The following is a 25,165-nucleotide window of genomic DNA, read 5'->3' as shown; positions in this document are numbered from 1 at the left end:
CCGGTGCCCTCACCACCCCTGAGCGGCCCGAAGCAGCCTTGGAGTGCGGTACCGGCCGGTCCCAAGCCACCTCCAAGCAAGAAACAAGACCGTTCCATCACGCTTGCTGCCGTGGATGGAAATTTCAGGAAATACTTCGGCAGACTGACCGGGGGGATGGCCGCGATGGCGGCCCTCGCCCTGATCGCCGTGGCCGCCCCCGCTTCGGCGGACACCGGGGACGAGATCCCCGTCGGCACCCGGCTGGCCGCTCGCACCCACCCGGCCGTGCAGCTCACCAGCATCACGTACTCGGGCGAGGTCGTCGTCCCGAGCAACGACGTCAAGCAGGCCGCGTGGGACCAGCTGACCAACGAGGCCACCCAGGCCGTGCTCGCCGGCAAGATCCCCTCTGACGAGCGGAGCATCGCCAAGTTCTTCTTCCAGCGCGTGGCGGCCGACGTCGATCGCTACCTTCAGCCCGTCGGCCCGGAGCGCACCGTCAAGGCGCAGGTCGGCGGCATGTGCACGGGCTGGTGGGTGACCCCCGACGGCTACATGGTCACCGGCGCGCACTGCGTTCAGATGAGCGACGAGGAGCTGTCGCAGACCTTCGCGCAGCAGGCGCTGGCGAAGTTCAACAAGCAGGACGCGAAGAACATGATCAACGCCCTGCGGAACTTCGAGGCCGACAAGGAGATGGTCGAGCTCGTCCAGCAGATCTACGTCACCTTCAACAGCACCCACCTGGAGATCCGCGGACTGCAGAAGAGCCTGTCGGTCCTGCAGAGCCTGCCCGGCGGCGGCGTCGACAAGACGGCCAAGGAGGTCCCGGCCGAGCTGGTGTCGGTCGGCGAGAGCTACCCGGGCAAGGACTTCGCGCTGCTCAAGGTCAACGGCCAGCAGAACCTGCCGACCGTGCCGCTCGGCGACGACACCGACGTGCAGACCGGCGACACGCTCTACATCAGCGGCTTCCCCGGCCTGGTGACCAACACCCCGTGGTTCAGCATCGAGTCCAAGCTCGACCCCGCGCTCACCGAGGGGCCGTACAACGCCAAGCGCAGCACCCAGGAAGGCGTGCCGTACATCCAGACGCAGGCGCCCTCCTACCACGGCAACTCGGGCGGTCCCGTCTTCAGCCGCGCGGGCAAGGTCATCGGCATGCTGATCGCCGGCACCGTGAGCGAGAACGGCGAGGCGTCGGAGAACGAGAGCTTCGTGCTCCCGGTCTCGATCATCAAGGAGAAGCTCAACGAGAAGAACGTCAAGCCCTCCGCGTCGCTGACGACCACGAAGTACAACGAGGCGCTCGACGACTTCTTCCAGCGGCACTACAAGGACGCGCTGCCGAAGTTCCGCGAGGTGCAGGCGCTGTTCCCGAGCCACCCGTACGTCGCGAAGTACATCACCGACTCGCAGCAGGCGATCTCGTCCGGCAAGGACGAGACCCCGCAGCCGATGTGGCTGTGGATCGCCATCGGCGCCGGTGTCCTGATCGTGGTCGGCGGCGGTCTCCTGCTGCTGGTCCTCATGGGCAGGCGCAAGAAGGCCCCCTCCTCCCCGCAGGGCCAGTCGCCCTCGCCCGCGTACGGCGGGCCCTACCCCGGGTCGAACGGCGGCGGCTATCCGGCGCAGGTCGGCGGCGGCTATGACCGGCAGCCGGTGAACGGCCAGGTGCTGCCCCAGGGCTGGCAGCCGCAGAGCCTGCCGCCGGCCAACGGCCACCAGCCCGGGCGGACGGCCGGAGGCTACGAGGCTCCGCGCCCGCGCGACTACGACGACCCCCAGCGGCCGGGCGGGGGCTACGACCCCCAGCGGCCCGACGGCGCGACGCAGTACGTGCGTCCCGCTCCCTCTCCCTATGGGCAGCAGCAGCCGCAGGCCGCGCCGGGCCAGGGCCCGGCCGACTCCAACGCGCCGGACGTGGCCGACCTGGAGCGGGAGATCGCCGAACTGCGCCGCCAGTTGCAGCACCGCCCGCCGGATGCGTGACGAGGTCCCGACGGCCGCCTCGCACCGCCACTGCGCACGTGGCAACGCGCCGCCGCCAGCCGCCCGTACGGCACCTCGTACGGGCGGCCGGCGGACCCCACCCGGCCGGCGGGGGCGGGGAAGGGCCGTCCGAGCGCCCTGACGGCCCGGAGGGGAAGGACCCGGGGGGAAAGGCGCCGCAGGGGAAGCACGGGGGATCCCGGCGGGCGTTCGGACGGCCTGGGTACGCTCCGGCCGGTCAGGGACCGGCCGTCGCGAAGATCAGAAATCAGCCCCGTCGAGCGTCGCTCACCTGTCGCGGCGTTCGCCACCGGCCGATGCGAGAATCGCCGGCCGGGGCCGGCGGCGCAGGCCGGTCAGGAACCGGCCGGGGCGAAGACGCCGAAGAGGTTGCCGGACGTGTCGTGGAGGTAGGCGAAGTCGGGGCCGCCCTCGTTGCCCACGACCTGGCTGAGCACCTTGCCGCCCAGGGCCTCCACCTTCCGGCAGGTCTCGGCCACGTCCCGCACCAGCACGGTGAAGACGGCGTGGCCGGGCATGTCGCCACGGGTGCCGAACACGCCGCCACGCACCTCGTCGTCACCGTCGTAGCTGATGAGCCGGTAGTCCATGCCGACGGCGGCCGAGCCCTCGTCGGTCCGGAACCGCCAGCCGAACAGATCGCCGTAGAAGCGCTGGACGCCCTCGGGGTCGTCGCTCGCGATCTCGAACCAGGCGACCGTGTTGACGGCGGGGGCGGCAGGAGTGGTCATCGTCAGTCTCTTTCTCGTGTCATCTCTGTGGGCCGCTCGCTCTCCTCACGCGACGGCACGGCGGGCGGCGTGACGAGCGAGGAAGGCGCTCGGTGGACCGTGGCCGGTCCGTAGTCGCGTAAGGAGAGCCTCCCGCCCTTCGGCGACACCCCCCTGTCGGCGTTTCCAGAAATTCACGAACATCTTTTCGAATCATTGGTCAGTCCAGCACCGGCGTCCGCGCGATCATGTCCGGCACGCCGGCGTCGAACGCCTCCAGGGGCCGGCCGGGCACCGGAGCTTCGGTGAGGACGGCCTCGGCGATCCGGTCGAGCCGGAAGACGCGGACGGCGTCACGCAGCCGGCACCAGGCCACCAGGTACCACCACCCGCTCCGCCCTCCGACGAACGCCCCGGGCTCCACCTCCCTGGTCGTCAGCACACCGTGCGCGTCGCCGTAGTGGATGCGTAAGACGACCCCCTTGAGAAGGGCCTCCTCGATGACCCGGCCGATCGACCCGGTGTAGCGGGACTCCGGCTTGTCCTCGGTGAGGATCTGCACGCGGGCGGCCAGTTGCCGGGCCCGGTCCCCCTCGGGGCCGGGCATGGCGGCGACGAGCTTGCGCAGGGCGCTGCGCGCCTCGTCGGCGAAGGGCTGCTGTTCTGTGCGGCTGAGGGCGATCGCCACCGCCACGGCCTCGGCGGGGGTGAAGTTGAGCGGGGGCAGGGACATGCTCTTGTCCAGCGCGTATCCTCCCCTGCGCCCGACCTCCGCGTAGATGGGCACGCCGGCCTGCTGCAGCGCGGAGATGTCCCGCTCGATGGTCCGCGAGCTCACCTCGAAGCGCAGGGCGAGCTCACGCGCGGACCGGCAGCGCGGGGAGATCGCCCGCAGGTCCTCGACGATCGCGTAGAGCCGGTCGGTACGGTTCACGCCGCAGAGGGTAGGCCACGGCACCGACATTTCTCGCTGACGCGTTCGACTCCGGTGCATCGGCGCACGTCAGCACGGGCATCCGAGGCCCGCGCGCGTTCACCCGGCTCACGGGCTCGCGGTTCTCACGACTCCGCCGCACCAGGCCCGCCCCGCTCCCGGGCTCGCGGGCTCGCGCGTCCTCGCGACTCCGCCGCACCAGCCGCGCCCGGCCCCGGCCACGCCGCCCGGGTTTCCGGCCGTACGCACGCCGGTCCCAGCGTTGTCAGGCAGTCGACTCAGCCGCCGACGGCTTCGGCGAGCTCGGCCAGCCGGTCGCGCCCCGGCTCGGGGAAGCGCTCGTCCATGACCTCGGCCCAGGAGATCCGGTCGAGCCGGAAGACGCGCACGTCGTCGCGCAGCCGGCACCAGGCCACCAGATACCAGTGCCCGCCCCGGCCGCCGAGGCAGATGCTGGGCTCGACGTCCCTGACGGTGGGCACGCCCTTGCTGTTGACGTACTCCAGGCGCAGCACGTGCCGCCCGCGCAGCGCCCTGTCGATGGCGCGCTTCACCGAGTCGGGGCCCGCGAGCGCGTACCCGCCCTGGTCGAGCCGGATCGGGACACCGGCCTCCCGCAGCTTCGCGACGTCGCGCGCGACGGTGCTCTTGCTGACCCCGAGACGCGAGGCGAGTTCGCGGGCCGACAGGCATCCGCCGGATTCCAGCTCCTTCACCAGCGCGTCGCGGCGTTTCATGATTCGACGCTACGTCGATCAGTCCGGCGAAACCCGCCCAACACACCTCACTCGGACGCCACAGCACTATCACCCCAAGTCCGCAGCAGTCCCCCAGGGACGGGTGTTGCGGATGCGCTCCGCCGGTATCCCGCACAGGGCCGCGCGCTCGCACCCGAACCGCTGCCAGTCGAGCTGGCCGGGCGCGTGGGCGTCGGAGTCGATCGCGAACTCGCAGCCCATCTCGTACGCCAGCCGCATCAGGCGCTTGGGCGGGTCGAGCCGGTCGGGCCGGGAGTTGATCTCCACCGCGACTGCGAACCTCCGGCACGCCTCGAAGACGACCTCGGCGTCGAACTGGGACTCCGGCCGCCCTCGTCCGCGTACGACCCGGCCGGTGCAGTGCCCGAGGACGTCCACGTGGGGGTTGGCCACCGCCGTGACCATCCGCCGGGTCATGTCCGCGGCGTCCATCCGCAGCAGCGAGTGGACGCTCGCCACCACGACGTCGAGCCGTTCGAGCAGCTCCGGCTCCTGGTCGAGCGAGCCGTCGGTGTTGATGTCCACCTCGATGCCGGTCAGGATCCGGAACGGCGGGCCGCCGTCCCCCGCGTACCGCTCGTTGAGTTCGGCGACCACGTCGAGCTGGCGGCGCAGCCGGTCGGCGGACAGGCCGTGCGCGACGGTCAGCCGGGGCGAGTGGTCGGTCAGCGCCAGGTAGTCGTGGCCGAGCGAGCGGGCGGCGTCGGCCATCTCCTCGATGGGCGATCCGCCGTCCGACCAGTCGGAGTGGCTGTGGAAGTCGCCGCGCAGCGCCGAGCGCAGCGCCTGTGCGGCCTCGTCGAGGTCGACGTCCTTGGTGTCCTCGAGCCGCCGCAGGTAGGTCGGCACGGCGCCGTCCAGCGCCTCGGTGATGGCCAGGGCGGTGACCTTGCCGATGCCCTTCATGTCGGTCAGGCCGCCGGAGCGCGCGAGCCGCACCAGCTCGTCGCGGGGCAGGTCCTCGATCGCGGCGGCGGCGCCTCGGAACGCGCGCACGCGGTACGTCGGCTCGCCGGCCCGTTCCAGCAGGAAGGCGATGCGCTTGAGTGCCTCGACGGGGTCCACATCCGGCACGCTACCCGGCGTACGGAGTCTCAGCCGGACAGGACATAACAGACCGATCAGGAACCCCGCACCGGCCTGTCCCCGTTCGTCCAACGAGACGATAATGTGTGCCGATCTCGACAGCAGGAGCCCGATTGGCAGAGCCCGGGGAGAGCCCCCCACCGAAGACGACGCCACTCGACGGCTCCTCTGTGCCCACCCATCCCATGGCCATGGGCATGCCGTGGCCGAAGACGCCGCCGAAGACGCCGCCGCCCGCGAGCGGCATCAAGTCCTCCACCGCGATCAAGCTCGGCACCCTGGGCGTGCTGTCCGTCCTCGTCGTCGGCTTCTGCGCGGCCCAGGACGACTACGAGGAGGTCGGCGCGGACTGCGTGGACACCTCGACGCTCAACCCGGACGGGTCGTACGTGGTCGTCGACGACGACTACTGCGACGACGACGGCGGCCACAGCCACTACTACTCCGGCTCGCACGGCGCGTACCGCTGGTACTACGGCGGCACCCGCACCGGCAGCCGGGTCTACCGCGGCACGACGGTCCGGCCGGCCGACGCCCACATCGCGACCCGGTCGGGGCGGGTCGTGCAGCGGGGCGGCTTCGGCTTCCACTTCGGCGGCGGCGGCTGAGCGGGGCCGGCACGTGCGCAGGCTGACCTCGGCGCCCAGGGAGGACTGGGCCGCCCTCATCGAGTCGCAGGGGCTCGCGTTCCACCGCTCCGCCCACCCCGAGGGCCTCACCCGGCCCTACTGGGACGAGAGCGTCCATTACGTCTTCACGATGGACGAGGTCCTCGCCCTGGAGGAGCAGGTCGAGGAGCTGCACCGGATGTGCCTGGCCGCGGCCGACCACATCGTGGCCTCCGACCGGTTCGCCGACCTCGGCATCCCGCCGCACTGCCGGGCGGCCGTCGCGGAGTCGTGGCGGCGGCGCGACCCGCACGTCTTCGGCCGGTTCGACCTGCGCTACGACGGCACGGGACCGGCCAAGCTGCTGGAGTACAACGCCGACACCCCGACCAGCCTGGTCGAGAGCTCCGTCGTGCAGTGGTTCTGGCTGAAGGACGTGTATCCCGAAGACGACCAGTGGAACTCGATCCACGAGCGCCTGGTCGACCGCTGGAAGTCCCTCACGCTCCAGACGGGCCCGGCCCACTTCGCGTGGACCAGCGCCGACGAGACGGGCGAGGAGGTGATGACCATCGGCTACCTCCAGGAGACAGCGGAGCAGGCCGGGCTCGTCACGGCGGCGATCGCCATGGAGGACGTCGGCTGGGACGCGCTCAACCGCCGGTTCGTCGACATGGAGCACCGGGTCGTCCGCACGCTGTGCAAGCTGTACCCCTGGGAGTGGATCGTCGCCGAGCCGTTCGCGCCGCAGGCGCTCGCGCAGCAGATCTCGATGACGTGGATCGAGCCGCTGTGGAAGATGCTGCTGTCCAACAAGGCCCTGCTGGCGATCCTGTGGGAGCTGTACCCGGGCCACCCGAACCTGCTGCCCGCCTACCTCGACGGTCCCCGCGAGCTGGCCGGCGGACCCGGCTACGTGCGCAAGCCGCTGCTCGGCCGCGAGGGCGCCTCGATGCGGATCGCCGCACCGGGCGTCGAGGTGGAGACCGAGGGCGACTACGGCAGGGAGGGCTTCGTCTACCAGGAGTTCCTGCCGCTGCCTGACTTCGACGGCTGGCGTCCGGTGCTCGGGGCGTGGGTGGTCGACGACGAGTCGGCCGGGCTCGGCATCCGGGAGACCTCCGGCCTCGTCACCGACGACACGTCCTCATTCGTCCCCCACCGCATCCACGGCTGAAAGCGAAGGCCCCCCGTGAACACCACAACCTCCATCGCCGACGTGCTCACGCACGGCGCCCTGGCGATCCTCGCGTACGCCATCCTGGGCGTGCTGCTGCTCGTCGCCGGGTTCTACGTCGTGGACCTGGCGACGCCCGGGCGGCTCAGCAAGATCATCCGTACCGACCGCAATCCCAACGCCACGGTGCTGACCGCATCCAGCGTCGCCGGCGTCGGGCTCGTCGTGGCGGCCTCCATCTGGTCGTCGGGCGGCGCGCTGCGGGAGGGACTGCTCGCGACGCTCGTGTTCGGCCTGGTGGGCATCGCCGTGCAGACGCTCGGCATGGTGGCCTTCGACAAGGTCGTCGGCATCCCGGTGCGCGAGCTCGTCCAGGAGACCACGCTGCAGCCCGCCGCCGTCCTCCTCGGCGTGACGCACTTCTTCATCGGCCTCATCACGGCCGTCGCCGTCATCTGACCCGTACGGACGTCGTCCCGTGCCGGTGAAACATTCATCGGCACGCGGGAGGAGTCCCAGGTGGGAACGGCGGGCGTCCCACCAAGGAATTTCCAGGGATACGCGCGTATAGACCGGTCCCTCCCGAAGGGCCTACTCTCCTCCTCGTGATCACGGGGACCGCGACGCCCGGGCAACCGGCGGAGGAGCCGCCCCGGAAAGGCAGCGACCCCGACGACACCCACCCTGGAGGCAGCCGCCGTGGACGGAACGGCCGTCGCGGACCCCGGAGACACGGCCGGCACCCGGTCAGCCGGCGAGGCGGAGCCCGGAGACACCGTCGGCGCCACGGCCGCCGTCGAACCGGAGGCACGGCCGGGCGGCGAGGCGGACCAGCGGCGTCCCGCCGCGCGGTTCTGGAGGTCCAATAACCACCTGATCGCGGTGTCCGTGCTCTGCGCGCTGTCGGCGGCGCTGAACTGGACCCTCTCCCTGCTCAGGTTCGCCCACTTCCAGGTGGCCACCTACGACCTGGTCATCTTCGACCAGGCCGTGCGCGGATACTCGCACTTCTCGGCGCCCACGGTGCCGCTGCGCGGGGTCACCGGCGGACTCGGCATGGACTACGTCCAGCTCGCCGACCACTTCTCGCCGATCCTGGCCGTGCTGGCGCCCCTCTACTGGCTGCACAACGGGCCCGAGACGCTGCTCGTGGCGCAGGCCGTGCTGTTCGCCCTGGCCATCCCGTTCGTGTGGATGTTCACCCGGCGCGTGCTGGGCACGCCGCAGGCCTACCTCGTCTCCCTCGCGTACGCGATCTCCTGGCCGATCGCGCAGGCGACGGCGGTGGAGTTCCACGAGGTGGCCTTCGTGCCGCTGCTGAGCGCGATCGCCGTCGAGCGGCTGCACGCGGGGCGGCGCCTGCCCGGGCTGCTCGCCGTGCTCGGCCTGCTGCTCACCAAGGAGGACCTGGGCCTCATGGTGGCGGGCCTCGGCGTCTGGCTGTTCCTCACCGGACAGCGCCGGCTCGGCGCCGGGCTGACCTTCGCCGGGGTGGCCGTGTTCCAGGTGGTGCGCAAGTTCCTGATCCCCCTGGCGGGCGGCAACCCGGCGTACTACACGCGCTACACCAAGCTCGGCGAGGACCTGCCGCAGATGCTGTGGAGCGCCGTCACGCAGCCGCACCAGTTCGTCGCCATGCTCTTCGACGACCACTCGAAGTGGAACACCTGGGGCCTGCTGCTGTGGCCTGCGCTGTTCCTGTGCCTGTTGTCCCCGCTGGTCCTGGCGGCGCTGCCGCTGATCCTGGAGCGGCTGCTCGCCGACTCGGACAACTGGTGGTCGACCGGCTGGCACTACGACGCGTTCGTGGTGGTGATCCTGCTGATGGCCGGGGTGGACGGCGCGGCCCGGCTCATCCGGTGGCTGGAGCGGCGCGGGGTGCCGCGCCCCGGGCACGGCCTGCGGCTGGCCTACGCCGCCGCGGTCTTCGCGGTCGCGGTCACCACGGTCCCCTACCGGCCGTTCGACAACCTGATGAGCCCGGACTTCTACCATCCCGACCCGCGTACGGAGGCCCGGGAGCAGGCCATGAGCCTGGTCCCCGACGGCGTGGTGGTGGAGGCGACGGACGACTTCGGCGCGCGGCTGTCCGGCCGGACGACCGTGCTGTGGTGGGATTACCAGAAGCGGGGCACGCCCTGGATCGTGGCCTCGGTCAACAACGACCTGCGCGGGGTGGTGGACAGCTACCTGACCGAGGGCTACGAGCTGCGCCTCGACCGGGACGACATCGTCGTCCTGCACCGCATCGGCGCCTGAGGCCGCGGGCCACCGTTCCGACCTGCGGCGACACCGTCCAGGCCCCCGTACGGCACGATCACCGCGATGACCTGGCACGCTAGAGGGCGTGAGCGAGCGGGGCGCGTGGAACGGCGGACAGGTGCGTGCGGACGGGCAGGGCGACGACGTCGTCCAGGTGGCCGGAGACGGTGAGCCGATGAGCGACAAGATCCGGGAGGACACGGCGCGACGGCTCGACCGGGCCATGGGCAGCCTCGGGACGGCCGCGATGGCCCGGATGGAGGAGCGACTGGCCTGGTACCGCGCGCTGTCGGCGGAGGACAGGTCGTGGGTCGGCCTCGTGGCGCAGGCCGGCATCGCGGCGTTCGTGGAGTGGTTCGGCCACGCGGGCGAGGGGCGGCCGACGCCGAGCATCGAGTTCTTCGGCACCGCGCCGCGCGAGCTCAAGCGCAGCGTCTCGCTCCAGCAGACGGTCGACCTCGTCCGCATCGTCGTCGAGGTCGTCGAGGCCCAGGTCGAGGAGCTGGCCGCGCCCGGGGGCGCGGAGCTGCTGCGGCACGCCATGCTGCGCTACACGCGCGACGTCGCCTTCGCCGCCGCCCAGGTGTACGCCAGGGAGGCCGAGGCGCGCGGCTCGTGGGACGCGCGGCTGGAGGCGCTGATCGTGGACGCGCTGGTGCGCGGCCAGGTCGACGACGGGCTGCACTCGTGGGCCGCCGCGCTCGGCTGGACCTCGGCGCCGGTCGTCGTCTTCGCCGGGTACGCCCCCGACGAGGAGCCGCAGAGCGTCATCGACGGGCTGCGCGACAAGGGGCGGCGCCTCGGCCACGAGCTGCTCGCCGGGGTGCAGGGCGACCGGCTCATCGTCATCGTGGGCGGCGCCGACGGCGTCAAGGACGCGGCGCGCGGCGTGGTGGCGCGCTTCGGCCCCGGGCCCGTCGTGATCGGGCCGGAGGTCCCCGACCTGCACGCGGCGGCCAGCTCGGCCCGCGCCGCCATCGCGGGCCTGCGCGCCGCCGCCGGCTGGCCCGACGCCCCGCGCCCGGTGCTCGCCGAGGACCTGCTGGCCGAGCGCGCGCTGGACGGCGACGACGACGCCAGGGCCCAGCTGGTGGAGAACGTCTACAAGCCGCTCGCCGGGACCCCGCTGCTCGACACGCTCGCGACGTACCTGGAGCAGGGGACCTCCCTTGAGGCGACGGCCCGGCTACTGTTCGTCCATCCGAACACCGTGCGGTACCGTCTACGTAAGATCACGGAACTGACCGGGTACCAGCCCACGGAGGGGCGGTCCGCATTCACCCTCCAGGTGGGACTCATACTCGGGCGCCTGTCCGTAACCTGAGCCGGGTGCCTTAATCTTCTCGACACCGAAACTGTAGGTACCCCACAACGCGGCGGCCACAAAGTTCGTTCGGATCTCCATCAGTGTGGTGAACCTCTACAGGGCAGGGTTGAGTACGTGCTCGTCATCGTCGCTCCGGGCCAAGGCGCCCAAACCCCAGGATTCCTCAGTCCGTGGCTCGAGATCCCCGAGTTCCGCGATCTGATCTCCGCATGGTCGGAGATCGTGGAGCTCGATCTCGTGACGTACGGGACGACCGCCGGCGCCGACGAGATCCGCGACACGGCCGTGGCCCAGCCCCTGCTGGTGGCGGCCGCTCTGGCGTCGTTCGAGACGCTCGGGGTCCGGCCGGACGTGGTCGCCGGGCACAGTGTGGGCGAGTTCGCCGCCGCGGCGATCGCCGGGGTGCTGACCCCCGAGCAGGCCCTCGCCCTGGTGCGCGAGCGCGGCCGGGCCATGGCCAAGGCCGCCGCCGTCACCGAGACCGGCATGAGCGCGGTGCTCGGCGGCACGGAGGAGGACGTCCTCACCTCGATCTCCAAGCACGGGCTGACCCCCGCCAACATGAACGGCGCGGGCCAGATCGTCGCGGGCGGCACGCGGGCGCAGCTGGAGGCCTTCGCGGCCGAGCCGCCGGAGAAGGCGCGGGTGCGCCCCCTGGCGGTCGCCGGAGCCTTCCACACCGTCCACATGGCCCTCGCCGTCGACCATCTGCGCGCCGAGGCCGCGGCCCTCACCCCCGCGGACCCGTCGGTCACGCTGCTGTCCAACGCCGACGGCGCGGCCGTCGCCGGAGGAGGCGAGTTCCTCGACCGGCTGGTGAACCAGGTCGCCAACCCGGTCCGGTGGGACGCCTGCATGGCGACGATGGCCGAGCGCGGCGTCACCGCCATGATCGAACTGCTGCCCGGCGGCACGCTGACGGGCCTGGCCCGGCGGGCCCTGCCCGGGGTGAAGACCGTAGCCCTCAAGACCCCTGACGACCTGGACACCGCCCGGGAGGTGCTGAAGTGAGGCTCGGTCAAGGCGCCCCCGCGGCGAGGGTCCTCGCCTTCGGCGGCTACCAGCCCGCCCAGGTCGTGACCAACGACGACCTCGCCGCCCGGCTCGACACCAACGACGAGTGGATCCAGAGCCGCGTCGGCATCAAGGAACGCCGCGTGGCGGGCCCGCAGGAGTCGGAGATCGACCTCGCGGTGCAGGCGGGCGGCAAGGCCCTGGCGGCCAGCGGCCTGTCCAGCGACGACATCGACCTGGTGATCGTGGCGACCTGCACGATCGAGGCCCCGATCCCCAACGCCGCCGGCCGCGTCGCCCACCGGCTCGGCATCGACGCCCCCGGCGCCTACGACATCAACGCCGCCTGCGCCGGGTTCTGCTACGCGCTGGCCGCGGCCTCCGACGCGGTACGGTCGGGCTCTGCGACCAACGTGCTGGTCGTCGGCAGCGAGAAGCTCAGCCAGTGGGTCGACGGCGAAGACCGGTCGACCGTCGTGATCTTCGCCGACGGTGCGGGCGCCGCGGTCGTGGGCCCCTCCGACCGGCCGGGAATCGGCCCGGTGGTCTGGGGCAGCGCCGGCGACAAGGCCGACGCGATCATGATCAAGGACCGCCAGTCCTTCCTCCACCAGGAAGGCCAGACGGTGTTCCGCTGGGCCACCACCGCGCTTCACCCGGTGGCCAAGCTCGCCTGCGAGCGTGCGGGCGTGGACCCCGCCGACCTGGCCGCCTTCGTCCCCCACCAGGCGAACCTGCGGATCGTCGAGGCCATCGCGCGCAAGCTGGGCGCCGACAACGCCGTCGTCGCCAGGGACATCGTGCTCGCCGGCAACACCTCCGCCGCGTCCATCCCGCTCGCGCTCTCGCGCATGATCGAGCGCGGCGAGGTCCAGTCGGGCGGCCTGGCCCTGCTGCTGGGCTTCGGCGCCGGCCTCACCTACGCCTCCCAGGTGATCGAGATCCCCTGAGGAACTTGTACGGCCTGCCGTACAGAGCTGGGGCAACCCAGGAAACCCGGAAGACAGAAAATCCAAGGAGTAGTCGCGACATGGCACTGACCGAGCAGGAGATCCTCGCGGGCCTCGGCAAGATCATCAACGAGATCACCGGCATTTCGGCCGACGAGGTCACCCCGGACAAGAGCTTCGTGGACGACCTGGACATCGACTCGCTCTCGATGGTCGAGATCGCCGTCGCGGCCCAGGACGAGTTCGGCGTCGAGATCCCCGACGACCAGCTCAAGCACCTGAAGACCGTCAAGGACGTCATCAACTTCATCCAGGCCTAGTTCGCACGACGGCCGCACGGACGTGCCCGCCCTGCCTCCGGCAGGGCGACCGGGCGCGTCCGGCCCCTTTCACGCCCCGACATCAAGAGGAGTGCAGACAAGTGAGTAAGGACCGGGTACGTGTCGTGGTCACCGGGCTCGGCGCGACGACGCCCCTCGGTGGAGACGTCGCATCGACCTGGTCGGCGCTCCTCGAGGGGCGGTCGGGCATCCGCCCGCTCACCGAGGACTGGGTCGACTCCGTGCCGGTGAAGTTCGCCGGCGTGGCGGCCGTCGATCCGGCCGAGGTCCTGCCGCGGCCGGAGGCCCGCAGGCTCGATCGCAGTGAGCAGTTCGCGCTGATCGCCGCCCGCCAGGCGTGGCAGGACGCGGGCGCCCCCGAGGTTCCCGCCGAGCGGCTCGGCGTCTGTGTGTCCAGCGGCATCGGCGGCATCGGCACCACGCTGTCGGCCTACGACACCTTCAAGGAGAAGGGCTGGCAGCGGCTGTCGCCGTTCACCGTCCCGATGCTCATGCCGAACGGCCCGGCGGCATGGGTGGGCCTGGAGCTCGGCGCCATGGCCGGGGTCCACGCCACCGTCTCCGCCTGCGCCTCCGGCGCCGAGGCCATCGGCTACGCGATGGAGATGATCCGGAGCGGCCGGGCCGACGTCGTGGTCGCCGGTGGCACGGAGGCGGCGATCCACCCGCTGAACATTGCGGCCTTCGCGGCGGCCAGGGCCATGTCCACCAGGAACGACGAGCCCGAGCGGGCCTCCCGCCCCTGGGACCGGGGCCGTGACGGCTTCGTCCTCGGCGAGGGCGCCGGCCTGGTCGTGCTGGAGTCGTACGAGCACGCGGTGGCCCGCGGCACCCGGATCTACGCCGAGGTGGCGGGCCTGGGCATGTCCGCTGACTCCCACCACATCACCCAGCCGGAGCCCGAGGGCCGGGGCGTCATGATGGCGATGACCCAGGCCATGACCGACGCGGGCCTGACCGGCCGGGACATCCTGCACGTCAACGCGCACTCCACTTCCACTCCCGCGGGCGACGTCATCGAGGCTCAGGCCATCCAGAAGTCGATCGGGTCGCACCCCCTCGTCACGTCGACCAAGTCGATGACCGGGCACCTGCTCGGCGGCGCCGGGGGCATCGAGTCGGTGTTCACGATCAAGGCGCTGGCCGAGCGCGTGGTGCCGCCCACGATCAACGTGGACGACCTGGACGAGGGCGTCGAGGTGGACATCGTGCGCGCCAAGCCGCGCGACCTTCCCGAGGGGCAGATCGCGGCGGTGAACAACTCCTTCGGGTTCGGCGGACACAACGTCGCCGTGGCCTTCACGACGGTTTGACAAGGGAGTCTCGAATGACAGTGCTGGACAGCAGGACGGTGGCAGACGCCGCCGAAGCGGCCGCCGTCGACAATCGTGACCCCCTGGTGCGCCTGGGCCACCTGCTGGACGAGGGCTCGATCCGGCCGATCACCCCTGAGGACAAGAGCGGCGTGCGGGCCGTGACCGGGCGCATCGAGGGTGTGCCGGTCGTGGCGTTCTGCAGCGACGCCCGGGTCCAGGGCGGCGCGATGGGCGCGGAGGGCTGTGAGCACATCGTCCACGCCTACGACGTGGCGGTCCGCGAACGTGTGCCGGTCATCGGCCTCTGGCACTGCGGCGGCGCCCGCCTGGCCGAGGGCGTTGAGTCGCTGCACGCCGTGGGCCGCGTGTTCACCGCCATGACCAAGGCGTCGGGCCTGGTCCCCCAGATCTCCGTCGTCGTCGGCCCGGCGGCCGGCGGCGCCGCGTACGGCCCGGCCCTGACCGACATCGTGATCCTGGCCGACCAGGGCCGCATCTTCGTCACCGGCCCCGACGTCGTCCGCAGCGTCACCGGCGAGCAGATCGACATGGCCGCCCTCGGCGGCCCCGAGCCGCACAGCAAGCGCAGCGGCGTCGTCCACGTCGTCACCAAGGACGAGCCCGAGGCGATGATGCGGGCCCGCCAGCTCGCCTGCCTGCTCGGCCACCAGGGCCGGGTGCGCGGCGAGGTGGACGAGGTCGACTTCAGCGACCTGCTCCCCGACAACCCCCGCCGCGCCTACGACGTGCACCCGCTGGTGAACGGGCTGCTCGACGAGCCCGGCGTGGAGCTGCACCCCAAGTGGGCGCCCAACATCGTCACGACCCTGGGCCGGCTCGGCGGCCGCACGGTCGGCGTCATCGCCAACAACCCCATGCGGCTCGGCGGCTGCCTCGACTCCGCCTCCGCCGAGAAGGCTGCCCGGTTCGTCCGGATGTGCGATGCCTTCGGAGTGCCGCTGGTGGTGCTCGTGGACGTGCCGGGCTACCTCCCCGGCGTCGGCCAGGAGCACGACGGGGTCGTCCGGCGCGGCGCGAAGCTGCTCCACGCGTTCGCCGAGGCGTCCGTGCCCCGCGTCACGCTGATCACCCGCAAGGCGTACGGCGGGGCGTACATCGCGATGAACTCCCGCTCGCTCGGCGCGACCCGGGTGTTCGCCTGGCCGAACATCGAGGTGGCGGTCATGGGCGCGGTCGCCGCGGTGCGCATCCTCAAGCGGCGCGAGCTCGCGGCCGCTCCTGAGGAGGAGCGCTCCGCGCTCGAGGCCCGGCTGGCCGAGGAGCACGAGAAGACGGCGGGCGGCCTCCAGCGCGCCCTCGACCTCGGCGTGATCGACGAGGTGATCGAGCCGGCCAAGACGCGCGGCATGATCGCCCGGGTGCTCGCCCAGGCCACCCCGGCCCGGGGCGCCCACGGCAACATCCCGCTCTGACGACATACGGGAAGCGCCGGTCCCCGCGTTCGGGGACCGGCGCTTTCGCGTTCTTTCCCGCTCGCCACCGGTGTGGCTCCGGCCGCGGGCTGAATACGGGCGAGGTCAGGAGGCGAGCGCGGGAAGCTCCAGGTAGGACTTGCCGCGGACGAACCACTGGAAGTCGGCCGCGTTCTTGCCGCTCGGCGAGGGAAGCCCGGCCCGCAGGTTCACGGCCGTGTTGACCAGGCCCCAGTTGAGGCCGCAGCCCGACGCCTTCGGCACGGCGAACGTCGTGTCCTTGGCCGCGACCTTGAACACCGGCGTCCCGTCGATGGACGTCAGGTCGAGCGAGGTGACCTCGGGGTTCAGCACGATCGGAGCGGCGTCGCTCCCGATGTAGCACTTCTTGCCGAGCAGGGAGTGGATCATGCGGATCTTGATGCCGACACCTCCCGGGAAGATCGGGCCGGCCTCGACCTTGCCGGTGCCCTGGGTCTCCACGTACACGTCGGTGAGCTTGGGCACCTCGAAGGGCTTGCCGATGAGGCCGCCGGGCACCTTCATCCGCCCGCTGACGACGCTGCCGAACGCCGCCGCCGTGCTGCCGTCGGCGAGCTTGCCCTGTGCCACGGTGATCCGCAGCGGCTCGCTGATGTCCTGGGTGATCGAGCCGAGCTTGATCGAGCCGCCCACGGTGACGATGAATATGCAGCTCCAGGTGTCGGGCGTGGCGCCGGCCGGAAGCCGTGGGCAGTCGGCCCAGTCGGCGTCGCTCGGGTGGTAGTCGTAGGCGGCGGCCGCCTGGGCGGGCGCCGCCGAGCCGGCCAGCAGCGCCGCCGCGGCCACGCCGATCGCCAGGCGCCGGGCAAGAACGCTCATGGACTCCTCCTCGGGTCCGCGTCGGGGGGTGCGGACGTGAATGAGTCCCGGTATATCTGCGAAAAAGTCGACTTTCTATGTCGCTTTCACAAGGCGCAAGGGCGGATTGTTATCACGATCCGCACAAAAGGCGTCAGACGGCCGCGTGCAGCCAGCGCACCGGCGCGCCCTCACCCGCGTAGCGGAACGACTCCAGCTCCTCGTCCCACTGCTTGCCGAGCAGGCGGTCGAGCTCCTCCTCCAGGACCACCCGGCCCTGGGCCGCCATCAGCATCACGTTGCGTAGCCGGTCCTCGGGGATCAGGATGTCCCCGTTCGCGCCGACGACCGCCGTGAAGGCGCCCAGCGTCGGCGTGTAGGCGTGCCGGGAGCCGTCGACGCCCGGCGAGGCGTCCTCGGTTATCTCGAAGCGGATGCGCTGCCAGCCCATGATTGAGGACGTGATCGCCGCCGCCGTGCCGGGACGCCCCTCCCACTCGGCCTGGGCCCGCAGGGTCCCGGGCGCGGCGGGCTGGGCGGTCCACGTCAGGTCGACGGGTACGCCAAGAACGCCTGCGACGGCCCACTCGATGTGCGGGCACAGCGCAGGCTGAGCCGAGTGGACGTACAGGACGCCACGAGCAGCAGCCACCGGACCTCCCAATTCGCATGAGGTGCGCCTTCCCCAACGGCCTCATACTTGGGATGATCACGGTTCGATGACTGTAGGAGAGACTACCGTCCGTCGCAGCCTGGCACCAGAGGGGGGTCATACCGATTGGTGCTTGGCGACCAACTGAATCGGGAAGGACGCGTTCCGTAACCATCACGGAAAGGCTCCCCGATGCGCAGCCGGCTCGTCGAACCCCTCCCGGGACGGCCCGTTCTCATCCGGCCGGACGAACTCCTGACCTCCTCCCCCGCCGCCGTCGCCCGGTGGGCCCTGGCCGCCGAGCCCCTTCCGGGCCCCGGTCGTGTCCACCGCGTACGGCTGCCGCCGGGCACCGATGTGATCGACCTGACGACCACGCTCCGCGACCGCGGGCACCCGGCCTCCCCCAACCACGTCCTGTCGGGCCAGCCGCTGTTCTTCGGCGGACCCGGCGGACCGCCCGTGCCCGCGGCGGCGCCGCCGTACGAGCCGGGGGAGCCGTGCGAGGTCACCGTGGCGGTCCTCGACACCGGCCTGGCGCCGCACCCGTGGCTGGCACGGTGGTACGGCGACGACGTCGCCGAGACGCCCGACGCGGACGGCGACGGCGTGCGCGACCGGCAGGCGGGGCACGGCACGTTCGTGGCCGGGCTGATCCTGCGGCACGCGCCCGACGCCCGGCTGCGCGTCTTACGCCTCCTCGACAGCGACGGCGTGAGCGACGAGGCGGCGCTGCTGCGCGCGCTCGCCGTGCTGCGCGACGGCCGGGCCGACGTGGTGAACCTCTCCTTCGGCGGGCACACCTTCGACGACGCGCCGCCCCTCGGGCTGGCCGAGGCCCTCGCGGGCTTCCCCGCCGTCGTCGCGTGCGCGGGCAACACCGCGTCGTCGCGTCCCTTCTGGCCCGCGGCCCTGCCCGGCGTGGTCGCCGTCGGCGCGCTCGACGGCGACGCCAGGGCCGGTTTCTCCGCGTACGGCCCGTGGGTGGACGCCTGGGCCCCTGGCGTCGGCCTGACCAGCAGCTTCCTCGATTACGGCGAATTCCGCGGCTACGCCACCTGGAGCGGCACGTCGTTCGCCGCCGCCGTCGTCACCGGCGCACTCGCCCGCCTGTGCCGGGAGGTTCCGCCGGGCGAGGCCGTGCGGCGCCTGCTCGGCGGCGGCCGGCGGGTCGCGGATCTCGGGGTGGTCGTGACGAGCGCGGATCGGTAAGGTTCCTGTCACCATACGCTTCTCCCCGAGCGCGCAGAGTGACACATGCCGACAGACAACTCCTTCGCCACCATGGGCCAGGCCGACTGGGAGGACCTGGTCGCCCGATTCGACGGCAGGATGTGGGCCGTCGCCCGGGCGTTCGGGCTGAGCGCCGCCGACGCGGCCGACGCCGTGCAGGGCGCATGGCTCCGGCTCGTGGAGAACGCGGCCGCCATCCGCGACCCCGAGCGGATCGGCGCGTGGCTCGTCACCACGACCCGGCACGAGGCGGCCCGGCTCAGCCGCAGGGCCCGCGGGGAGGTGGTCTTCGATCTGGAGGTGCCGGACCCGGCGCTGCCCGATCCGATGGCCGCGGTGGTGGACGCCGACTTCGGCAGGCAGGTGTGGCGCAGGCTCGACCTGCTCGGTGAGCCGTGCCGGTCGCTCATCCGCCTCTACGTGCTCCACCCCGAGGCGCGGTATGCCCAGATAGCGGTCCGCCTCGACCTGCCGGTCGGCAGCATCGGCCCCACCCGGGCCCGCTGCATGGCCCGTCTGCGCGCCCTCGTTGAGGAGGAGACCCGATGAAGGAGGAATACCTGCTGGCGGCCCTGCGCATGGGAGCGGGCGCCGACCCGGTGCCCGAGGGCGTGTCGGCCGCCGCCCGGGCGGTCTTCGGCCTGCGGGTGCCGGGAGGCGTGCCCGCCGGGCCGGTCGACGTCCCCGTACCCCCGGGGACCCGCTCCTCCGAGGCCGGGACGGCGCAGCCCGGCGTCCGCCGCTTCTGCGCGGACGGCCTGGTCATCGACATCGAGACGGCCGTCACCGGCGGGCGCATGGAGGTGGCCGGTCAGGTGTCCCCCGTCCCCGGGCCGGACGCCAGGATCGAGGTGCGGACCCCGCACATCGCCAAGGTCCGCGTGCCCTCCGGCAGCGGTCACTTCGCGGTGGCCGGCCTGCCGCCCGGGTGGATCAGCGTCGTCTGCCACCGGCCCGGTCACCCGCCCGTCTTCACCCGCTGGATCCACGTACGTCCGTGACTTCTCCCGTGGAGTTGCTCGACAGGGCCGAGGCCGCCGTGCGGCTCTCCGCAAGCGACCCTCGGCTGGCCCTCGCGGAGGCGAGAGCCGTACTGGGCCTGGCCGGGCGGCCGGGGCCCGCGGGCGCGTACGGCGAGGCGGCCTCGGTGGCGCTGCGCGCGGCGGCGCTGGCGGCCCGCGAGCTGGGCGACCTCGAACTCGCCGCGGAGCGACTGGAGGAGGCGATCGCGGCGGGGCGGGGGTTCCCGCGCCGGGTGGCGCAGGCCCGGATGTCGCTCGTCACGGTCCGGGCCCAGCTCGGCGACCCCGAGGGCGGGCTGCGCCTCGCCGATCTCGCCGAGCGGGATCTCCTGGGAGCCGACCTGGCGAGGCTCGGCGTGCAGCGGTCGGTCGCCCTGATCCTGCTGGGACGGCACGACGAGGCCGTGCGGCACTGCGACCTGGCGATCGGCCTGCTGGACGACGATCCCCGCTTCCGGGCGGGCGGGCTGCTCAACCGCGGCCTCGCCCGCACCTACCTTGAGCGGTACGGCGAAGCCGAGGCCGACCTGGCCGAGTGCGCCCGGGTCGCGAGGTCGGCCGGCCTCGACCACGTCGCGATGCTGGCGGAGGGCAACCTGCCGTTCGTGGCCGCCCGGCGGGGCGACATCGCCGCCGCCTTCGCGCGATACCGCGCGGCCGAGACCACGCTGTTCGGCTTCCCCGAACGGCTCGCCGCCATGCGCACGGACTTCGCCGAGGCGCTGGTGGCCGCGCGGCTGCCCGGCGAGGCGCGCACGCTGCTCGAACAGGCCGTCCCCGAACTGGTGGCGGCCGGGGCGCAGGCGGCGGTCCCCGGCGCGCGGCTGCTGCTCGCCCAGGCCGCGCTCCTCGCCGGGGACGCCCCGCTGGCCGAGACGACGGCGCGCACGGCGCTCGCGGAGCTGGACGCGCAGGGCAGGGCGGCCTGGCTGCCCCTTGCCAGGGAGGTCGTCCTGCGCGCCCGCCTCGCGGAGGCCCCCGCCCCGCCGGCCGCACACGCACACGACGCGGCGGTGGAGGCCCAGGCGGACACAGCGGACACAGCGGACACAGCGGCGGCCGACGGCCTGGTCACCGATTTGATCACTTGTGCCGACGACCTCGCGGTGTGCGGCTGGCCCGGGGCCTCGGCGGCGCTGCGGCTCACCGCCGCGACGGCGGCCGTACGGCTGGGCGCGATCCCGCACGCCCGCCCGCAGCTCGACCACGTCGCCGCCACCGCCACCCGCCCGCTCGTACGCTGGCACGCGACGGCGATGCGGCACCGCCTGGACGGGGACCTCGACCGGGCCCTGGCGGCCGCGGCACGGGGCATCGAGGCCGTGCACATCCCGGGCGGCGACGCCCGTTCCCGTGACGAGGCCGGTTCCCGCGACGGCGAGGTGACGCGGGACGCGGAACTGCGGGTGCACGCGGCACGACCGGCCGAGGATCTCGCCGCGTTCGGCCTGGAGATCGCCATCGACCGGGCCAGGCGGACGGGAGACGCCCGGACGGTGCTCGAATGGGCCGAGCGGTGGCGGGCGGTCGTGCGCGGCGCGGGGGCTCCCGCGTCAACGCCGCACGCTGTCCCGGCGCTGCCCGCCGGGGCCGGGCTCCTGGTGGAGCTGGTGCGGCGCGGCGACGACCTGTTCGCCGTCACGGCCGGCCCGCAGGGATGCGCGCTGCGGGCGCTCGGCTCCTACCAGGCTGCGGTGGAGGCGACCGTGCGGATCAGGTACGGCCTGCGCCGCCGTAACCTGCGCGATACCGGGCGCGACGCGGACGACCTTCCCTCCGCGGCGGCCGAGGGGCTCGCCCGCGAACTGTCCGCGCTCGATCGCGTTCTCCTGTCCGGTCCCGGCACCCTCACGTCAGCGGGGAGCACGACCGGCGGGCCGGTGACGGTCGTGCCCACCGGAGCGCTGTGCACGCTGCCCTGGCCGCTGCTTCCCTCGCTGCGCGGCCGGCCGGTGTCGGTAGCGGCCGACGCCGCCGCGTGGCTCGCCCCGCGCCCGGGCCCGGCCGGCGCCCCTCTGGTGCTGTCGCTCGCGGGACCGGGGCTCGACCACGCCGGGGCCGAGGCCGACATGGTCGCCGCCGCGCACGGGCGGGCGCGGCGCGTCGCCGCCACCAGGGCGGAGGTGCTCCGCGCACTGGAGCGGGCCGACGTGCTCCACGTCGCCGCCCACGGGATGTTCAGCCCGCGCGGGCCCATGCTGTCGCAGATCACGCTCGACGACGGGCCGCTCATGGCCTACGACCTGCTGGCCGCGCGGCGCATCCCCCGGCTCGTCGTGCTGTCGGCCTGCGACGCAGGGATGGCCCACGCCCCGGTGGACGGCGCGGCGCTGGGCCTCGCCGGGGCCTTCCTCGACAGCGCCACGCGCAACGGGGACGCCGCGTGCGTGGTGGCCGGTGTGGTGCCGGTGCGCGACGACGAGGCACTGGCGCTCATGACGCTCTTCCACACGCTGCTGGCCGAGGGCCGCTCCCCCGCCGAGGCGCTGGCCCAGGCGTCCGAGAAGACGGCCGTGCCGGGCTTCGTCTGCTTCGGCGCCGGCGACGTGCCCTTCGGCACGGACTGACGGCCCACTCCCCCGGCAGAGCGGCCGGGTCAGCCGGTCGCGACGGGCCTGCCGGGGTCGGCGACCCAGTTGGACCACGAGCCGACGTACAGGGCCGCCGGCAGCCCGGCGATCTCCAGTGCGAGCACTTCGTGGGCGGCCGTGACCCCCGACCCGCAGTACGCGCCGACGGGCAGCCCCTCGACCGCCCCGAGGCTGTTGAAGCGCTCGCGGAGAAACTCCCTGTTGTGGAACCGCCCGCCGGGCTCGACGTTCCCGGTGGTCGGAGCGCTGACCGCGCCCGGGACGTGCCCGGCGACCGGGTCGATCGGCTCCACCTCACCCCGGTAGCGCTCGGCCGCCCTGGCGTCGAGCAGCACGCCGTCGGCCGCCAGCGCGGCGGCCTGTTCGGCGTCGAGCACCGGCATCCCGCCCGGCCGCGCCGTGAAGTCGCCCGGCGGGACGGCCCCTTCCTCCTTGGTCACCGGGAGCCCTGCCCGGGTCCAGGCCCGCAGTCCGCCGTCGAGCACGCGCACGTCGCCGTGGCCGAAGTAGCGCAGCGTCCACCAGGCCCTGGCCGCCGCCATCGAGTCGGAGTCGTCGTAGACGACCACCGGCCGCCCCCCGGACACCCCGAGGCGGCGCATCGCCTCCTGGAACGCCTCCGGCGCGGGCAGCGGATGCCGTCCGGCGGGCCCGGCCGGGGCGGCGAGATCGGCGTTGAGGTCGCAGAAGACCGCGCCGGGGATGTGGCCCTCGCGGTATTCCTCGATGCCGGGCGGTCCGCCCAGCCGCCAGCGGACGTCGAGAATCGCGGCGTCGCCGATCGCGGCGAGCTCCTCAGGAGTGATCAGCGGGCTCATGCCATCTCCTCGCCTTCGGATCGGTGTCGAACGGTGCCGCAGCCATTGTGCCAAGCCGTCGTGCCGGCGCGCTGCACGCGCCTCAGGACGCGGTCGCGGTGAGCAGGGCGAGGATGTCGGCGGTGGTGCCGGTCTCGCCGAGACGCGGGAAGATCTTCTCGACGCTGTGGCGGTGGGCCTCGGGGTCGAGGTCGGTCATGGCGTCGGTCGCCAGGGTGACGTGGTAGCCGTGCTCGTGGGCGGCCCGGGCGGTGGATTCGACGCCGATGCTCGTGGCCACCCCGGTCAGCACGATCTGGGTGACGCCGCGGCGGCGCAGGTGCAGGTCGAGGTCGGTGCCGTAGAAGGCCGACCAGTTGCGCTTGGTGACGACGATGTCCTCCGGGTGTCCGGCCAGTTCGGCGACTACGGCGTCCCATCCGGCGGGCCAGGCGCGGGCGGAGCGCGACAGGTCGGTGCGTCCCGGGACGGCGTCCGAGCCGTCGGTCGAGGCGGTGACGCGGACCAGGACCACCGGCAGGTCGCGTGCCCGGAAGGCCTCGGCCAGCCGGACCGTCCTGGCGAGCACGTCCCGGGCGGAGTGCGGGCTGCCGGGGGCGGCCAGCACGCCGTTCTGCAGGTCGATGACGACGAGCGCGGTCTTGGAATCGAGCGTGGTCACGGGCATGGGAATCTCCCTTTTCTGGCTTGTGAACAGGGGGTGGTCAGGTGTGGCCGACGCGGCGCAGCGACCGGTCGGCGAGGATGCCGGCCAGCAGCAGCACCGAGACGCCCAGCAGGAGCAGGCTCAGGTGGTGCAGCCCGGGGGTGGTGGCGCCGTGCCGGTAGAACGCTGCGTTGGCGGCCGAGGCGCTCAGCGCGCCGAGATATCCGAACGTGCGCAGCAGCCCGGCTGAGGAGCCCATGCGGGCCGGGTCGGCCTGCGCGTACAGCGCGCTCTGGTTGGCCAGTCCGTTGAGGCCCTGCGCGACTCCGACGAACGCGCCGATCAGCGCCAGCAGCCACATCGGGCTGCCGGAGCCGGCCGTCAGCAGCGCGGCGCAGCCGGCGATCTGCGCCGCGGCGCCCCCGGCGAGCTTGCCGCGCACCTCGGCGCGGCGGCCGGTGAGGGCGGTCACGGCGATGGCCATCGCCGACATGGGCAGAAGCAGCAGCCCGGCGGCCGAGGGGGCGAGCGACCGGCTGTCCTGCAGCCACTGGGGGAACCCGTACAGGAAGGCGTAGGAGGTCGTGTAGGCCAGCCACTGCCTGCCGTACGTGGCCAGCAACGGCTGGTTGCCGCCCAGCACCCGCAGGTCGAGGAACGGCTGCGCCACCCGCAGTTCCCGTACGGCGAAGCAGGTCCCGGCGACCGCGGCGATCACCAGCAGCCACCAGAGCCCCCACGCCGGGTTCATCAGGAACGTCATGAACGCCGTGAGCGTGCCCGCGAACAGCGCCATGCCGATCACGTCCAGTCCCCCGCCAGGCCGGGCCGCCGTGGAGCGGCGGGGCAGTCGCCGCGCGCCGAGGACGAGGCAGGCGGCCGAGAGCGGCACGTTGACGGCGAAGATGAGATGCCAGCCGCCCACGCCGATGAGCAGACCGCCCAGGGTCGGCCCGATGACCGCGAGGACCTGGTTGGAGATCGACAGCGCCGCCAGGATGCCGCTGGGGCTTCGCATGCCGGTGCGGTCGGCCTCGGCCCGCAGCAGGAACATCGAGGCGGGGTAGGCGGCGGAGGTGCCGATCCCGAGCAGGACCCGGGACACGATCAGGACGCCCAGGGTGGGCGCCAGCACGCCCAGCAGCCCGGCGACGCCGACCAGCGCCGTGCCGGTCAGGTACAGCGGCCGCGGGCCGAAGGTGTCCACCAGCCGCCCGATGACCGGCTGGCCGACCGCGGTGGCCAGGTAGAGCCCCGTCACCAGCCACGCGGTGTGCGCAGGCGAGGCGTGGAACCAGTGGCCGATCGGCACGAGTGCCACCGCCAGCATCGAGGAGTTGATCGGGTTCAGGATCGAGCCGAGGATCATCGGGGCGATCAGCCGGCGGTCGAAGCCGCCGGCGTCCGATCGGCGCCCGGCCCGGGAGGCGGCCGGAAGCCGCGTCATGACCG

General features: G+C 72.8%; 24 protein-coding genes. 15 read left to right on the top strand and 9 right to left on the bottom strand.

What is annotated here, in order from left to right; translation table 11 throughout:
- Positions 1–111: 111 nt before the first annotated feature.
- A complete protein-coding gene (locus ACQEVJ_RS11045; RefSeq protein ID WP_433099819.1) occupies positions 112–1,974 on the top strand; it encodes a trypsin-like peptidase domain-containing protein in 1,863 nt (620 codons plus the stop codon).
- Between the two features lie 356 nt (positions 1,975–2,330).
- Here ACQEVJ_RS11045 and ACQEVJ_RS11040 read toward each other — a convergent pair whose 3' ends face one another.
- From ACQEVJ_RS11040 to ACQEVJ_RS11025, 4 genes are all read right to left on the bottom strand, one after another.
- The gene (locus ACQEVJ_RS11040) at positions 2,331–2,726 is read right to left on the bottom strand and encodes a VOC family protein (protein WP_433099817.1); all 396 of its coding nucleotides are present in this window, start codon (positions 2,724–2,726) and stop codon (positions 2,331–2,333) included.
- 199 nt (positions 2,727–2,925) lie between these two features.
- Positions 2,926–3,639, bottom strand: a complete 714-nt coding sequence (locus ACQEVJ_RS11035; protein ID WP_433099815.1) for a helix-turn-helix transcriptional regulator — start codon at positions 3,637–3,639, stop codon at positions 2,926–2,928.
- A gap of 278 nt (positions 3,640–3,917) precedes the next feature.
- A complete protein-coding gene (locus ACQEVJ_RS11030) occupies positions 3,918–4,376 on the bottom strand; it encodes a helix-turn-helix transcriptional regulator (RefSeq protein WP_433099813.1) in 459 nt (152 codons plus the stop codon).
- A gap of 69 nt (positions 4,377–4,445) precedes the next feature.
- Positions 4,446–5,462, bottom strand: a complete 1,017-nt coding sequence (locus ACQEVJ_RS11025) for a PHP domain-containing protein (protein WP_433099811.1) — start codon at positions 5,460–5,462, stop codon at positions 4,446–4,448.
- Positions 5,463–5,596: 134 nt separating this feature from the next.
- Here ACQEVJ_RS11025 and ACQEVJ_RS11020 point away from each other — a divergent pair, with 134 nt between their 5' ends.
- From ACQEVJ_RS11020 to ACQEVJ_RS10975, 10 genes are all read left to right on the top strand, one after another.
- Entirely contained in the window at positions 5,597–6,091 is a 495-nt protein-coding gene (locus ACQEVJ_RS11020; RefSeq protein WP_433099809.1) for a hypothetical protein, read from the top strand.
- A gap of 13 nt (positions 6,092–6,104) precedes the next feature.
- Positions 6,105–7,268, top strand: a complete 1,164-nt coding sequence (locus ACQEVJ_RS11015) for a glutathionylspermidine synthase family protein (protein ID WP_433099807.1) — start codon at positions 6,105–6,107, stop codon at positions 7,266–7,268.
- A 15-nt stretch (positions 7,269–7,283) separates the two neighbouring features.
- Complete coding sequence (locus ACQEVJ_RS11010; RefSeq protein ID WP_433099805.1) at positions 7,284–7,727, top strand: DUF350 domain-containing protein; 444 nt, start codon at positions 7,284–7,286, stop codon at positions 7,725–7,727.
- Positions 7,728–7,967: 240 nt separating this feature from the next.
- Complete coding sequence (locus tag ACQEVJ_RS11005; RefSeq protein WP_433099803.1) at positions 7,968–9,527, top strand: DUF2079 domain-containing protein; 1,560 nt, start codon at positions 7,968–7,970, stop codon at positions 9,525–9,527.
- Positions 9,528–9,705: 178 nt separating this feature from the next.
- On the top strand, positions 9,706–10,854 hold the full coding sequence (locus ACQEVJ_RS11000; RefSeq protein ID WP_433112657.1) for a PucR family transcriptional regulator: 1,149 nt from the start codon (positions 9,706–9,708) through the stop codon (positions 10,852–10,854).
- A gap of 117 nt (positions 10,855–10,971) precedes the next feature.
- Positions 10,972–11,868, top strand: a complete 897-nt coding sequence (locus ACQEVJ_RS10995; protein ID WP_433099801.1) for an ACP S-malonyltransferase — start codon at positions 10,972–10,974, stop codon at positions 11,866–11,868.
- Positions 11,865–12,821 carry a beta-ketoacyl-ACP synthase III gene (locus tag ACQEVJ_RS10990; RefSeq protein WP_433099799.1) on the top strand — a complete coding sequence of 319 codons (957 nt, stop codon included), beginning with the start codon at positions 11,865–11,867 and terminating at the stop codon, positions 12,819–12,821. Before ACQEVJ_RS10995 ends, ACQEVJ_RS10990 begins: the two co-directional genes overlap by 4 nt.
- Positions 12,822–12,901: 80 nt before the next feature.
- On the top strand, positions 12,902–13,141 hold the full coding sequence (locus ACQEVJ_RS10985; RefSeq protein WP_433099797.1) for an acyl carrier protein: 240 nt from the start codon (positions 12,902–12,904) through the stop codon (positions 13,139–13,141).
- A 101-nt stretch (positions 13,142–13,242) separates the two neighbouring features.
- Positions 13,243–14,475, top strand: a complete 1,233-nt coding sequence (gene fabF, locus ACQEVJ_RS10980; protein ID WP_433099795.1) for a beta-ketoacyl-ACP synthase II — start codon at positions 13,243–13,245, stop codon at positions 14,473–14,475.
- A gap of 14 nt (positions 14,476–14,489) precedes the next feature.
- Positions 14,490–15,911: an acyl-CoA carboxylase subunit beta gene (locus tag ACQEVJ_RS10975; RefSeq protein ID WP_433099793.1), complete on the top strand. Its 1,422-nt coding sequence runs from the start codon at positions 14,490–14,492 to the stop codon at positions 15,909–15,911.
- Between the two features lie 105 nt (positions 15,912–16,016).
- Here ACQEVJ_RS10975 and ACQEVJ_RS10970 read toward each other — a convergent pair whose 3' ends face one another.
- Together ACQEVJ_RS10970 and ACQEVJ_RS10965 are read right to left on the bottom strand one after the other, a co-directional pair.
- Positions 16,017–16,772, bottom strand: a complete 756-nt coding sequence (locus ACQEVJ_RS10970; RefSeq protein ID WP_433099791.1) for a hypothetical protein — start codon at positions 16,770–16,772, stop codon at positions 16,017–16,019.
- Positions 16,773–16,905: 133 nt separating this feature from the next.
- Complete coding sequence (locus tag ACQEVJ_RS10965) at positions 16,906–17,403, bottom strand: DUF3145 domain-containing protein (protein ID WP_433099789.1); 498 nt, start codon at positions 17,401–17,403, stop codon at positions 16,906–16,908.
- A gap of 192 nt (positions 17,404–17,595) precedes the next feature.
- On the opposite strand from ACQEVJ_RS10965, the gene ACQEVJ_RS10960 reads away from it, so the two are divergent.
- The 4 genes from ACQEVJ_RS10960 to ACQEVJ_RS10945 are packed head-to-tail and all read left to right on the top strand — an operon-like array spanning position 17,596 to position 22,225.
- Complete coding sequence (locus tag ACQEVJ_RS10960) at positions 17,596–18,615, top strand: S8 family peptidase (protein ID WP_433099787.1); 1,020 nt, start codon at positions 17,596–17,598, stop codon at positions 18,613–18,615.
- Positions 18,616–18,660: 45 nt separating this feature from the next.
- Positions 18,661–19,185 carry an RNA polymerase sigma factor gene (locus tag ACQEVJ_RS10955; RefSeq protein ID WP_433099785.1) on the top strand — a complete coding sequence of 175 codons (525 nt, stop codon included), beginning with the start codon at positions 18,661–18,663 and terminating at the stop codon, positions 19,183–19,185.
- Complete coding sequence (locus tag ACQEVJ_RS10950; protein ID WP_433099783.1) at positions 19,182–19,637, top strand: hypothetical protein; 456 nt, start codon at positions 19,182–19,184, stop codon at positions 19,635–19,637. The genes ACQEVJ_RS10955 and ACQEVJ_RS10950 overlap by 4 nt, the downstream gene beginning before the upstream one ends.
- The gene (locus ACQEVJ_RS10945; RefSeq protein WP_433099781.1) at positions 19,634–22,225 is read left to right on the top strand and encodes a CHAT domain-containing protein; all 2,592 of its coding nucleotides are present in this window, start codon (positions 19,634–19,636) and stop codon (positions 22,223–22,225) included. The genes ACQEVJ_RS10950 and ACQEVJ_RS10945 overlap by 4 nt, the downstream gene beginning before the upstream one ends.
- A 29-nt stretch (positions 22,226–22,254) precedes the next feature.
- On the opposite strand, the gene ACQEVJ_RS10940 is transcribed toward ACQEVJ_RS10945, so the two are convergent.
- From ACQEVJ_RS10940 to ACQEVJ_RS10930, 3 genes are all read right to left on the bottom strand, one after another.
- Positions 22,255–23,067 carry a sulfurtransferase gene (locus tag ACQEVJ_RS10940; RefSeq protein ID WP_433099779.1) on the bottom strand — a complete coding sequence of 271 codons (813 nt, stop codon included), beginning with the start codon at positions 23,065–23,067 and terminating at the stop codon, positions 22,255–22,257.
- A gap of 82 nt (positions 23,068–23,149) precedes the next feature.
- Positions 23,150–23,734: a hydrolase gene (locus ACQEVJ_RS10935; RefSeq protein ID WP_433099777.1), complete on the bottom strand. Its 585-nt coding sequence runs from the start codon at positions 23,732–23,734 to the stop codon at positions 23,150–23,152.
- Between the two features lie 37 nt (positions 23,735–23,771).
- Positions 23,772–25,160: an MFS transporter gene (locus ACQEVJ_RS10930; RefSeq protein ID WP_433099775.1), complete on the bottom strand. Its 1,389-nt coding sequence runs from the start codon at positions 25,158–25,160 to the stop codon at positions 23,772–23,774.
- Positions 25,161–25,165 lie beyond the last annotated feature (5 nt).

The sequence above is a fragment of the Microbispora sp. CA-102843 genome, assembly GCF_050936215.1.
Lineage (GTDB): Bacteria > Actinomycetota > Actinomycetes > Streptosporangiales > Streptosporangiaceae > Microbispora.
Note: the sequence above shows the minus strand (reverse complement) of the source record. Positions and strands in the feature narration are given on the sequence as shown.